This is a genomic window from Ferrovibrio sp. GW821-FHT12D07 (genome assembly GCF_058807275.1).
In genome coordinates this window covers 1,403,316-1,415,404 of the sequence record NZ_JBXAQN010000001.1, presented here as the reverse complement: position 1 = coordinate 1,415,404, position 12,089 = coordinate 1,403,316, and the positions used below count along the sequence as shown (strand labels likewise).

10 protein-coding genes are annotated in these 12,089 nt (G+C 62.4%); 2 read left to right on the top strand and 8 right to left on the bottom strand.

Annotation, left to right across the window (positions count from 1 at the left end):
• The first annotated feature begins 89 nt into the window (after nt 1-89).
• Nucleotides 90-776 carry an ImuA family protein gene (locus AC1RRE_RS07100; RefSeq protein WP_492980414.1) on the top strand — a complete coding sequence of 229 codons (687 nt, stop codon included), beginning with the start codon at nt 90-92 and terminating at the stop codon, nt 774-776.
• Between the two features lie 5 nt (nt 777-781).
• Here AC1RRE_RS07100 and cysW read toward each other — a convergent pair whose 3' ends face one another.
• The 5 genes from cysW to AC1RRE_RS07075 all read right to left on the bottom strand — a co-directional run bounded on the left by cysW (nt 782) and on the right by AC1RRE_RS07075 (nt 6,488).
• The gene (gene cysW, locus AC1RRE_RS07095) at nt 782-1,627 is read right to left on the bottom strand and encodes a sulfate ABC transporter permease subunit CysW (protein ID WP_492980413.1); all 846 of its coding nucleotides are present in this window, start codon (nt 1,625-1,627) and stop codon (nt 782-784) included.
• 1 nt (nt 1,628) lies between these two features.
• Entirely contained in the window at nt 1,629-2,483 is an 855-nt protein-coding gene (cysT, locus tag AC1RRE_RS07090) for a sulfate ABC transporter permease subunit CysT (protein WP_492980412.1), read from the bottom strand.
• A gap of 24 nt (nt 2,484-2,507) precedes the next feature.
• On the bottom strand, nt 2,508-3,512 hold the full coding sequence (locus AC1RRE_RS07085) for a sulfate ABC transporter substrate-binding protein (RefSeq protein ID WP_492980411.1): 1,005 nt from the start codon (nt 3,510-3,512) through the stop codon (nt 2,508-2,510).
• A 23-nt stretch (nt 3,513-3,535) separates the two neighbouring features.
• Nucleotides 3,536-4,639 (bottom strand): sulfate/molybdate ABC transporter ATP-binding protein, encoded by a 1,104-nt coding sequence (locus AC1RRE_RS07080; protein WP_492980410.1) that lies wholly within the window; start codon nt 4,637-4,639, stop codon nt 3,536-3,538.
• Nucleotides 4,640-4,877: 238 nt separating this feature from the next.
• Entirely contained in the window at nt 4,878-6,488 is a 1,611-nt protein-coding gene (locus AC1RRE_RS07075) for a sensor histidine kinase (RefSeq protein ID WP_492980409.1), read from the bottom strand.
• A gap of 213 nt (nt 6,489-6,701) precedes the next feature.
• Between AC1RRE_RS07075 and AC1RRE_RS07070 the strand changes: the two genes are divergently transcribed.
• Complete coding sequence (locus AC1RRE_RS07070) at nt 6,702-7,079, top strand: response regulator (protein ID WP_492980408.1); 378 nt, start codon at nt 6,702-6,704, stop codon at nt 7,077-7,079.
• 70 nt (nt 7,080-7,149) lie between these two features.
• Here AC1RRE_RS07070 and gyrB read toward each other — a convergent pair whose 3' ends face one another.
• From gyrB to dnaN, 3 genes are all read right to left on the bottom strand, one after another.
• On the bottom strand, nt 7,150-9,591 hold the full coding sequence (gyrB, locus tag AC1RRE_RS07065) for a DNA topoisomerase (ATP-hydrolyzing) subunit B (protein WP_492980407.1): 2,442 nt from the start codon (nt 9,589-9,591) through the stop codon (nt 7,150-7,152).
• An 11-nt stretch (nt 9,592-9,602) separates the two neighbouring features.
• A complete protein-coding gene (gene recF / locus AC1RRE_RS07060) occupies nt 9,603-10,733 on the bottom strand; it encodes a DNA replication/repair protein RecF (protein ID WP_492980406.1) in 1,131 nt (376 codons plus the stop codon).
• Between the two features lie 71 nt (nt 10,734-10,804).
• The gene (gene dnaN, locus AC1RRE_RS07055; RefSeq protein ID WP_492980405.1) at nt 10,805-11,923 is read right to left on the bottom strand and encodes a DNA polymerase III subunit beta; all 1,119 of its coding nucleotides are present in this window, start codon (nt 11,921-11,923) and stop codon (nt 10,805-10,807) included.
• Nucleotides 11,924-12,089: the final 166 nt, after the last annotated feature.

The window sequence follows — 12,089 nt, the reverse complement described above, 5'->3', positions numbered from 1 at the left end:
CCGGAAAATTCGCGAATTTAAAAAGAACATATTGCGCTCAAACTGGATCAAGATTAGAACATGAGAACATTCTGATCCGGAGGCCCGACATGACCCGCCTTGCCACCATCGAACGTCTGCGCGACCGCCTGTCCCATCTGGCCTTCGAGAATGCCTTTCTGCATCCGGGCGGCACCATGCGGTTCGGCCTGTCGCAGATCGACCGGGTTCTGCCCGGTCATGGCCTTGCCTGCGGCGGCCTGCATGAACTGACCGGCGACTACACCGCCATCACCGTTTTCCTGGCGGCGCTGACCAGTCGCAATCCGCGCCAGCAGCCGGTGTTGTGGATCACTCCGGACCAGCAACTGAAGGCGCCGGCGCTCTCGCGTCAGGGCCTGGACCATCGCCGCCTGACCATCGCCTGGACGCATCGCCCGGCCGACCGCCTCTGGGCCATGGATCAGAGCCTGCGCGAACTGGGTTACGGCGCGGTGATCGGTGAATTCGATACGCTCAATGAAGAAGACATGCAGCGCCTGCAGATGGCCGCTGCGCGCAGCAACAGCGTCGGCATCGTGGTGCGTCGCGACCGTCAGCCTTCGGCCCTGGCCGCTACCCGCTGGCGCATCGACGCGGCGCGCAGCGATGGCCGCCTGATCTGGCTGCAGGTCACGCTGGAGCGCAGCAGCAATGGCCGCGGTGGTTCATGGCTGCTGGAATGGAATCCGGAAACCCACAGCTTCCGCCTGCTGGCAGACATGGCACAGCGGGATTTCGCCGCAGCGGCGGAATAATCTGTTTAGTGACCGACGGCGCGCCGGGTCTGTATCCGGCGCTCCAGCACGGTCTTGACCACCAGCGCGATCAGGGCGATCAGCGTCAGCGTGCTGGCGGCAGCGAAAGCACCTGCCGCGTTATAGTCGTGATACAGCAGTTCGACCTGCAACGGCAGTGTGTTGGTCTCACCGCGCACATTGCCCGACACCACCGAAACCGCACCGAATTCGCCAATGGCGCGCGCGGCACACAACACCGTGCCATACAGCAGCGCCCAGCGGATATTGGGCAAGGTAACGCGCCAGAAGGTCTGCCAGCCGCTGGCGCCCAGTGTCACGGCCGCCTCTTCCTGTTCGGTGCCTTGCGCCTGCATCAGCGGGATCAACTCTCGCGCCACGAAGGGACTGGTGACGAACAGCGTGACCAGGAAGATCGCCGGCAGCGCGAACATGATGCGCAGGTCCAGCCTTTCCAGCAGCGGGCCGAGCAGGCCCTGGCCGCCATAGAGCAGAATGTAAATCACGCCGGCCACGATCGGCGAGATCGAGAAGGGAATCTCGATCACGGTCAGCAGCAGTTTCTTGCCACGGAATTCGAATTTTGTGATTGCCCAGGCCGCCGCTACTCCGAACAGGATATTGACTGGCACCACAGCCACCGCGACGACGACAGTCAGCAGGACCGCCTGCAGGGTTTCACGATGCAGGATGTTGGCGATGTAGGTATCGAGCCCCTTGGAGAAAGCCTGAGTGAAGATCAACACCACCGGCACCAGGATGAACAGCAGGGTCAGCAGGATGCCGGCACCGATCAGCAGGCGTGGTAGCCAGCGTCCACCCTGCGGCGGCTGATAGGCGGAAACGACCATGTCAGACCACTTTCCGCCGGTAGCGCGTATGCCAGGCCTGGAGCGCGTTGGTCAGCAGCAGGATGGTGAAGGCGGCCGTCAGCAGCACCATGGCAATGGCGGCGGCGGCCGGATAATCAAATTCCTCAAGCCGGATGAAAATCAGCAGCGCGGCGATTTCCGTCTTCAGCGGCAGGTTTCCGGCGATGAAGATCACGGCACCAAACTCACCCAGGCAGCGCGCGAAGGCCAGCGAACAACCGGTGAGATAGGCCGGGAAGATCGCCGGGAAGATCACCTTGCGGAAAATCGTGCCACGATAGGCGCCCAGCGTCGATGCGGCTTCCTCCACATCGGGCTGGATATCTTCCAGCACCGGCTGCAGCGTACGCACCACGAAAGGTGCGCTGGTGAAGGCCATGGCGATGGCAACGCCGGTGATGGTGTAGACGACCTGGATGCCGGCACCATCCAGCACCTGGCCATACCAGCCGTTCTTGGCGAACAGCGCTGTCAGCGCGATGCCGGCCACTGCCGTGGGCAGCGCAAAAGGCAGGTCCATCAACGCATCGATGAAACGTTTACCGGGGAAGTCGTAACGCACCAGAATCCAGGCCATCAGCAGGCCGTAGACCGCATTGAAGACCGTTGCCAGGGCGGCGGCAGCCACGGTGATCTCCAGCGAGGCCATGGTGCGCGGGCTGGTGATCAGGCGCCAGAAACCACCGAAGCCGATCTCGGTGGATTTGAGCATCAGCGCCGCCAGCGGCAGCAGCACGATCACCGCCAGATACAGCAGCGTGCTACCAATGGTAAGGCCGAAGCCGGGGAGAACATGCCGGACCCGGGGTCCGGCATGCTGTGTCACAGTCGTCATGAAACTATGCCTTGAGAACCGCGATCAGCGGTTGACGAATACCTGGTCGAGGATGCCGCCTTCGGAGAAGTGATCCTTGGTGGCCTTCTCCCAGCCGCCGAAGACATCGTCCACCGTCACCAGCTTCACGGCCGGGAACTGCGCCTTGTATTTCTCGGCCACCTTGGCGTTGTGCACACGGTTGAAGTTCTTGGCCAGAATGTCCTGGCCGGCCTCGCTGTAGAGGAACTGCAGGTAAGCCGTCGACACCTCGCGGGTGCCGCGCTTCTCGGCCACCTTGTCGACCACGGCGACCGGGAATTCCGCCAGCACGCTGAGCGACGGCGTCACCAGGTCGAACCCTTTGTCGCCGTATTCGCGGCGGATGCCGTTGGTCTCGGACTCGAAGGTGATCAGCACATCGCCGATTTCACGCTCGACAAAGGTGGTGGTCGAACCGCGCCCACCGGTATCGAAGACCGGCACATTGGCCAGCAGCTTCTTCACGAAATCCTTGGCTTTGGCCTGATCGCCCTTGGACTGTTCCAGCGCGAAGGCATAGGCAGCCAGATAGGTGTAGCGCGCATTACCCGAGGTCTTCGGATTGGGGAAGACCGACTTCACGTCCGGGCGAACCAGATCGCCCCAGTCCTTGATGTTCTTCGGATTGCCCTTGCGCACCAGGAAGGCCGGCAGCGAATAGAAGGGTGAAGCGTTGTTAGGGAATTTCTTCTGCCAGTCCTTGGAGACGAAATTGCCGCGGTCAGCCAGGATCTGCACGTCGGTGAACTGGTTGAAGGTCACCACATCGGCCTGCAGGCCTTCCATGATCGAGCGCGCCTGACGTGAGGTGCCGGCATGCGACTGTTTGATCTCCAGCGTCTGGCCGGTCTTGGCTTTCCACTCGGCGGCAAAGACCGGATTGATCTGGACGAAGAGCTCGCGCGCCACGTCATAAGACACATTCAGGATGTCGACCTGCTTGTCCTGCGCCATGACAGGCATGGCTGCAATGACAAAGGCTGCCGCGAGGCTGGCAATACGGATCATGACGGATTTCCTTTTTTGGGTATTCAGTGCGTCAGGCTGAGCGCCGCGCGTGTTTCTGTCGCAGGCTGCACCCGGGCATGCGGCGGCGCGAAGATGCGGCCACGCAGAATCTGCAGCCGCACGGTATCGCCGCGACGCAGGGGACGGTCGCGCATGGCTTCACGCGACAGCTCCACTTCCACCGTGCGGTCCACACCCGGCAGTTCCACATCGTAGCGGAAGCTCGGGCCATTCGAGGCCGTGCCGGCGATCCGCGCCGTAGCGCTGCTGTCGGGCAGCAGGTCGATTTCATGCGGGCGCACAAAGAGCGTCACATCGCCATCGCCAGCGGCAATACGGCCAACAGCAGAAGCATCGGCATTGGGCAGCACCAGGCGGCCATTCTGCAGGGCCGCCGGCAGCTCGTTCACACCGCCCAGGAAACGGGCGACGAAAGGACTCGCGGGATGTTCATAGATTTCATCGGGCGTGCCCACCTGTTCGACGCGACCTTCGCCCATCACCACGACGCGATCGGCCAGCTCGAATGCCTCTTCCTGATCATGGGTGACGAAAATGGTGGTGGTGCCAAGCTGTTCATGCAGCTCACGCAGCCAGCGGCGCAGGTCCTTGCGCACGCGGGCATCCAGCGCGCCGAAGGGTTCGTCGAGCAGCAGAATCTTGGGCTGGATCGCCAGCGCACGCGCCAGCGCCACGCGCTGCCGCTGACCGCCGGACAATTGGGACGGATAGCGATTGCCCAGACCGCCGAGCTGCACCAGCTCCAACAGCTGGTCGACGCGGGCGGCGATTTCATTCTGGGCCGGACGCAGGTCGCGCGGCCGCACCTGCAGGCCGAAGGCGATATTGTCGGCGACTGTCATATGCTGGAACAGCGCGTAATGCTGGAACACAAAACCAACCTGGCGGCGTTGCGGTTCAAGCGACAGCCAATCCACACTATCCACGCTCACCTGCCCTGCATTCGGCCAGTCGAGGCCGGCCAGAATACGCAGCAGCGTCGTCTTGCCCGAACCGGACGCACCTAGCAGGGCGATCAGTTCGCCATCGGCAATTTTCAGGTCGATGCCGCGCAGCACAGGCGTGCTGCCGAACTGTTTGACGATGCCCTGAATGTCGATGGTCATACCCCTGGAACCCTTCATGCGCCTGCCGGACCGACCCGGTTCTTGGCGGGACGGAGAGTTCCACATATATGGCAGAGCGTCAATTTTTTTTAACTACGAATTATTGTTAATTTATTTTTTTAACAAATATAATATGTTTAATATGAAAAACAGGCCGCTAATACAACATAAGTGACTGTTTCTACTTTAATTCTTGATCTGCTTGGCAAGGAGCGAGGCTGCAAAAACGCTTGGCTTTTCAGCCTGCTTGGGCCAATTCCGGTGTCGGCCGTGTGGTTTCGCCGCTATCAGTCCGGAAACGCAGCCGGGCCATGGTACCCCCGCCGCCCATCCTGCTGACCTCGATGATCCCGCCGATCTGATCGGCCAGGGTCTGGGTCAGCTTCATGCCGGAATCGCGACCACGAGCGAGCGGCATACCGATGCCGTCATCCATCACCGTGATCTCGGCTTCGGTTTCCCAGCGCAGCAGGGTGATGGCAATACTGCCTGCCCGTCCATCGGGGAAGCCGTGCTTCAGCGCATTGGTCAGGAATTCCAGCACGATCAGCGCCGCCGGCACCGCTTGCTCCAGCGCAACCTCCACCTTGTCGGTCTCGCACCGGACTAGGATGCCCTGCTCGGGCGGAACGATGCCGGGGTTGTTCGCCATAGTGCGCAGGAAAGCGCCAAGGTCGATCCGGGAATACTCCGCCGTGTTGTACAGCAGATTGTGCACCTCCGAGATCGCCCAGACCCGCTTGCCGATTTCCTTCAGCGTGCTGGCCGTATCGCCCGCGGGTGCGCGACTGCGGGTATAAATCAGGGCTTGGATCATCTGCAGATTATTGTGGATGCGATGATTCATTTCCTTGAGCAGCGTCTCCTTGAACCCGGCAACGCGGCGGGCATCATCGAGCAGCTTGCGGTCAAACTCGGCCAGCTGTCGCGCGCGATCCGCTTCGATGCGCTTCACGACGGCTGATAGCGCGATGGAACCCAACAGGGCGAGAACCACCAGAAAAGCCACGATCGGTGCCATGTCCGTGGCAACGCCGCGAATCAAAGTCGACCGGGAAAATCCCTGGATGGCATAGAGCGGAAAATTCTCGATCTTCTGATACGCATAAGTCCGGCCGACGCCGTCCATATAACCTGGCGCATCAAAGATGCCCGCATCGGCCCGTGCGATGGCACTCATCACCGGACCATCAGGCCGCATGGTCGCGGCTGGTGCATTCGGATCAGGGCGAACCAGCAGCTTGCCATCGGCCCGCAGCAGGAAAGCCGCGGCATCAGGGCTGGCGCTGACAGTGGACAGGAAATCCGTCAGGTTCTTGATCTCGATCGAGGCCGTCGCAATACCGCGAAAACCGTCCCCGGACAGCCGGCGACCCAGCAGCAGCGTATCCAGGTTATTGGGCCGCAGAACGATGCGGTCGATAAAGATCGGCAGGTCATGATCACGCAGGGCGGTGAAATACTCCCGCTCGCTGATGTCGAGCATCAACGGATAGGTCCGGCTGCCGGCACGCGCCTGGCCATGGGGCCCGACGATGCCCAGGCTGGTGGTGAATTCAAACCCCGCATCCAGAATGCGCAACTTGCGATGCAGCATCTCCTCGTTGGCATCCGGATCTTCAGAGACGATGTTATCGATCTGCAGCAGCAGCAGCTTCTGGCTCTGCATGATGCGCAGAACATATTCATTGATCAGGGCGGTGTTCTGCCGCGCGCTCTCGATGGCCACAGCGCGCTTGTCAGACCAGACCTGCCACGCCCAGATCGCCGCCACCGCCAGCGGCAACAGGCCGATGCCGATGCGGAACCATCGCAGTGACGGCGCGTATTCTGCTACTCGCCAAGACATTGCAGACGTCCTTCCGCAAAGCGCCAGAGAATGGGAACTGGAACGGAGCGACAGTGTAGCCTATCTCCTCCATCGTGGAAGTGATCCCGTGCTTCGCGCCCAAAACGGGTATAGGGACCGGCGCTATCAATGGTCAGGTAGAATAAGGGATTATTCTTGGCAAAGATTTGTCGCCCTATGGCAGATTGAAGGCTGCAACCTGAGACGAACTCCATGCGCCCTGCCTCTTCACCCTCTGCCCGCTGCGTCCTGGCGGTCGACGACGATCGACTGCTGCTCATGACCATGCGCACCATGCTGGAATATCTGGGGCATACCGTTTTCGAAGCCGTCTCCGGCAGTCAGGCACTCAGCATCCTTGCCCGTGAAAAAGCCATCGACCTCGTCATCACCGATCAGTCGATGCCGGGCATGACGGGCGTCGAGCTTGCCGAGTGCATCCGAGCGGCGACGCCCGATATGCCGATTATCGTGGTAACCGGCTATTCCGACCTGCCCACCGGCGTAGCCGTGGCAAAGCTGCACAAGCCGTTTTTCCCGGAAGAACTGGCCCAAGCCATCGCGCGCCTGCCGGCGAACACACCGGCGTAAGTCAAAAACAAAAAAACGGCCCGCCTTCAGTCCTGAAAGCGGGCCGCTTCAATCCGCGAATCCTTGCCGATCAGATATCCAGATTGGCGACGTTCAGTGCGTTGCTCTGGATGAAGTCGCGGCGCGGCTCCACCACATCACCCATCAGCGTTTCAAAGACGTTGTCGGCATCCTCGGCATGGTCGACCTTGACCTGCAGCAGGCTGCGCGCCTCGGTGTCCAGCGTGGTTTCCCACAGCTGCTCCGGATTCATCTCGCCCAGGCCCTTATAGCGCTGCATGGTAATGCCCTTGCGGCCGGCAGTCTGCACTCGCTCAAGCAGGTCGAGCGGCCCGCGGATCTTGTGCAGGTCATCCTTGCGACGCAGCTCGGAGGCATTCAGGTAGGTCGCCTGCAGCTCGCCCGCCATCTCGTTCAGCTTGCGCGCCTCGGCTGAGCGGAACAGCTGGCCATCCAGCAAATAGCTTTCGGTATAGCCACGCAAGGAACGCTTCACGCTGAAGGCGCCATCGCCCGTGGGCTCGCAGACCCAGCCACGCTCCAGTTCCGGCGCCAGCATGTTGAGGCGCTTGGCCAAAGCTTCGGCCGTGGCCGCCGCCTTGACCGGATCGGCGGCGATATCGGTCTGCAGCATGCCGAGGATGGCAGCCTGCTCGACGATCCAGGGATTGTAACGCTTGCCGATGGCGGTCAGCAGCGCGCGCGAAACACGGGCATGCTCCAGCAGGACGCGCAGGTCGTTGCCAGCACGCTGGCTGCCGTCCTGCAGCTGCAGGACCGTGCCTTCCATGCCTTCGTTGATCAGGAATTCTTCCAGCGCCGGCTCATCCTTCAGATAGCGCTCGGACTGGCCGCGCTTGACCTTATAAAGCGGCGGCTGCGCGATATAGAGATGGCCTGCATCGATCAGCGGCTTCATCTGGCGATAGAAGAAGGTCAGCAGCAGGGTGCGGATATGGGCGCCATCCACGTCCGCGTCAGTCATGATGATGATCTTGTGGTAGCGCAGCTTGGCCGGATCGAAATCCTCATGGCCAATGCCGGTGCCCAGCGCGGTGATCAGCGTGCCGATTTCCTGCGAGGACAGCATCTTGTCGAAACGCGCGCGCTCGACATTCAGGATCTTGCCGCGCAGCGGCAGGACGGCCTGGAAGGCGCGGTTGCGACCCTGCTTGGCGGAGCCACCCGCCGAATCACCCTCGACGAGGAAGAGTTCGGCCTTGGCCGGATCGCGTTCCTGGCAATCCGCCAGCTTGCCCGGCAGCGAGGAGATATCCAGCGCACCCTTGCGGCGGGTCAGCTCACGCGCCTTGCGGGCAGCTTCACGCGCAGCAGCGGCTTCCACCACCTTGCCCACGATGGTGCGGGCATCGGCGGGATGCTCTTCGAACCAGCTGGTCAGCAGTTCGTTGACCAGGCTTTCCACCGCCGGACGCACTTCCGACGACACCAGCTTGTCCTTGGTCTGCGACGAGAATTTCGGATCGGGCACCTTGACCGACAGCACGCAGGTGAGGCCTTCGCGTGCGTCATCGCCGGTCAGCGTGACCTTTTCCTTCTTGGCGATGCCGCTTTCATTGGCATAGCCGTTCACGCAACGGGTCAGCGCGCCACGGAAACCGGCCAGATGCGTACCGCCATCGCGCTGCGGGATGTTGTTGGTGAAGCACAGCATCGTCTCGTGATAGCCGTCGTTCCATTCCAGCGCCACTTCAACACTGATGCCGTCGCGTTCGCCGCGGATGGCGATCGGCGGCTTGTGCAGCGGCGTGCGGTTACGATCCAGATAGGTCACGAAAGCCTCGACGCCGCCTTCATAGCGCAACTCGACGCGCTTAGGCTCGACGCCGCGCAGATCTTCCAGAACGATCTTCACGCCGGTGTTGAGGAAGGCCAGCTCACGCAGGCGGTGTTCAAGCGTGGCGAAATCGAATTCGGTCTTGGTGAAGGTTTCCGCCGACGGCAGGAAAGTCACTTCCGTGCCGCGCTTGCCATCGGCCGCGCCGACTTCGGCCAGCGGAGCCTCGGCTTCGCCATGGCGGAAGCGCATGTGATAGGCCTTGCCGCCGCGCCAGATGCGCAGGTCGAGCGTGACCGACAGCGCGTTCACGACCGAGACGCCCACGCCATGCAGGCCGCCCGACACCTTGTAGGAATTCTGGTCGAACTTACCGCCGGCATGCAGCTGGGTCATGATGACCTCGGCCGCCGACACGCCTTCCTCGGGATGGATGTCGACCGGGATGCCACGGCCGTTGTCGCGCACCGTCACCGAACCATCGGGATTGAGGCCGACATAGGCTTCGTCGCAATAGCCAGCCAGAGATTCGTCGATCGCGTTGTCAACAACTTCGTAGACCATGTGATGCAGGCCGGTGCCATCATCGGTGTCGCCGATATACATGCCCGGGCGCTTGCGCACCGCATCCAGACCCTTCAACACCTTGATGGCGGAGGAATCGTAATTCTCGCCGTTACCGTCGTTGCCCTGCGGCATCACTGCTTCGCTCATATCCTACAACCTCAACGTATCGGGGCGCGCGACGTCACAACGCCGTCGGCCACCGTGAAAAACTCGGCCTGGCCGTCGAGCCCTGCAAACAGGTCCTCGTCCGTCCCGGTCAACCAAACCTGCCCGCCAATGGCGAGCAATTCCTCGTACAGCGCCGCACGGCGCGTGCCGTCCAGATGCGCCGACACTTCGTCCAGCAGCATCAGCGGCGCCACATGGCGACGTGCACGGATCAGCCGCGCATTGGCCAGCGTAATGGCGATCAGCAGCGCCTTCTGCTCGCCCGTCGAGCATTGTGCCGCCGGCTGATCCTTGTCGGCATGCCACACCGCCATGTCGCTGCGATGCGGCCCCTCGGTCGCCGTGCCGGCGTCGCGATCGATGCCGCGCCGCTCGGCCAGCAGGCCGCGAAACTTCTCTTCGGCCGCCAGCGCCGGCATATCGGCGAGCCAGCCCTCGATCAAGCCCTGTGCCGCCAGCCGCGCCTTCGGAAACGGTCCCGTCGCCAGCGCCATGCCGGCTTCCAGTCGGGCGAGTCCCTCGCGCCGCGCTGCGGCCACCGCCAGGCCATGCTCGGCCATCTGGCTTTCCAGCGCGCCCAGCCAGCGCGCATCCGCATTGCCGGCCTTCAGGAGGCGATTGCGTTCGCGCGTCGCACGCTCATACGCCGCCACCTGACGGGCATGGCCGCTGTCCAGACCGTAAACCAGCCGGTCCATGAACCGCCGCCGCGTCGACAGCCCGTCGACGAACAGACGATCCATCTGGGGCGTCAGCCACACCACATCAAGATAGTCCGACAGCCCGTTGGCGCTGCTCGCCGCCTCGCCGTTGATACGCACGACGCGGCGCTCGGAACTCTCATCCTCGCCTGTACCTTCGGCCAGACCGGTGCCGATGGCGACCGGACCGACATTGCTGGCCAGTTCCGCATGGGCGGCCCAGCGACAGGACGAAACACTGCTGCGACTAACTTCCGACAGCCTGGCGCGGCGCAGGCCGCGGCCGGGACTGAGGAAGGACAGCGCCTCCAGGATGTTGGTCTTGCCGGCCCCGTTCGGACCGGTCAGCACCACAGGCGCGCCGCTCAAATGCAGCTGCAGCTCGGCGTAGTTGCGGAAATCGCGCAGACTCAGCGACAAAACGGCGCTACCGCCTGCTGCCTCGCCTTCGTAAGACCCTTCCGCAACCCGTACCGCGCTGCGCACCAAAATCAGACTCGCATCGGCATCAGCACATAGAGCGCATCGTCGTCGCTCGGATCGCGGACAACGGTGGGCGCCAGCGCATCAGCCAGCAGGAACCGTACATTCTCGCCTTCGATCTGCCCGGCGATGTCGAGCAGATAGCGGGAATTGTAACCAACCTCGACCGGCGCGGCGCTATAGGCGGCCGTCAGCTGCTCGGAGGCCGAACCCTGGTCGGGGCTGGTGGCCGACAGCTCGATGCCATCGGGCTTCAGCGACATCTTGATCGCGCGGCTCTTCTCGGTGGAGATGGTGGCAACGCGGTCGACGGCGGCAGCGAAGGCCTTGCTGTCGACTTCCATCACCTTGTCGTTGTCACGCGGAATCACGCGCTCATACTCGGGGAAGGCGCCATCGATTAGCTTGGACACCAGTACCAGGTCGCCAATGGCGAAGCGGATTTTGGTGTCGCTGAGTTCGATGCGGGCTTCGTTCGAGCCACCTTCCAACAGCTTGCGCAGCTCGCCCACGGTCTTGCGCGGCACGATCACGCCCGGCATGCCGGCGGCGCCGGCAGGCAGCGGCGCTTCGACGCGGGCCAGACGATGGCCGTCGGTGGCGACTGCACGCAGCATCGGCACGCCGGCGCTGCTGGCGGCATGGACGTAGATGCCGTTGAGGTAATAGCGGGTCTCTTCGGTCGAGATCGCAAAGCGCGTCTTGTCGATCAGGCGGCGCAGTTGGTCGGCCGGCAGGCTGAAGCCATGCGGCAGTTCGCCGGCGGCCATCACCGGGAAGTCTTCCTTCGGCAGGCAACTGAGCTTGAAGCTCGACCGGCCGGCGCGTAGATCGAGGCGCTGCTCGGATGCCGTGAAGGTCAATTCGACCTCGGCGCCTTCAGGCAGCTTGCGCACAATGTCGTAGAAGGTATGCGCGGCCACCGTGGTGGCACCGGGCTTCGAAACTTTCGCTGGCAGCTTCTCGACCACGGCGATATCCAGGTCGGTGGCGGTGAGCGCGAGCTTGTCGCCTTCGGCTTCCAGCAGCACGTTCGACAGGATCGGGATCGTGTTGCGGCGCTCGACCACGCTCTGGACGTGGCTGAGGGCGGTCAGCAGGACGGCACGCTCGATAGTGAGTTTCATAGCTGAAAACCGGTCTGTTTTTGTTGCTTTGCGGCAGCCTCCTGCCGAGTCTGTTAAGTATATCAAAGGGCTTACTTACACGCGAGGGATTTGCCCCCGTTTTGACCCGTTTTTGCATATGCGAAGGGGCCGCCTTCCGGCAGCCCCTAAACACATTCAACTATCT

What these genes read in the sequence shown, in the direction of transcription:
- AC1RRE_RS07100 (WP_492980414.1), top strand. Translation starts at nt 90, where the DNA reads ATGACCCGCCTTGCCACCATCGAACGTCTGCGCGACCGCCTGTCCCAT.
- cysW (WP_492980413.1), bottom strand. Translation starts at nt 1,627, where the DNA reads ATGGTCGTTTCCGCCTATCAGCCGCCGCAGGGTGGACGCTGGCTACCA.
- cysT (WP_492980412.1), bottom strand. Translation starts at nt 2,483, where the DNA reads ATGACGACTGTGACACAGCATGCCGGACCCCGGGTCCGGCATGTTCTC.
- AC1RRE_RS07085 (WP_492980411.1), bottom strand. Translation starts at nt 3,512, where the DNA reads ATGATCCGTATTGCCAGCCTCGCGGCAGCCTTTGTCATTGCAGCCATG.
- AC1RRE_RS07080 (WP_492980410.1), bottom strand. Translation starts at nt 4,639, where the DNA reads ATGACCATCGACATTCAGGGCATCGTCAAACAGTTCGGCAGCACGCCT.
- AC1RRE_RS07075 (WP_492980409.1), bottom strand. Translation starts at nt 6,488, where the DNA reads ATGTCTTGGCGAGTAGCAGAATACGCGCCGTCACTGCGATGGTTCCGC.
- AC1RRE_RS07070 (WP_492980408.1), top strand. Translation starts at nt 6,702, where the DNA reads ATGCGCCCTGCCTCTTCACCCTCTGCCCGCTGCGTCCTGGCGGTCGAC.
- gyrB (WP_492980407.1), bottom strand. Translation starts at nt 9,591, where the DNA reads ATGAGCGAAGCAGTGATGCCGCAGGGCAACGACGGTAACGGCGAGAAT.
- dnaN (WP_492980405.1), bottom strand. Translation starts at nt 11,923, where the DNA reads ATGAAACTCACTATCGAGCGTGCCGTCCTGCTGACCGCCCTCAGCCAC.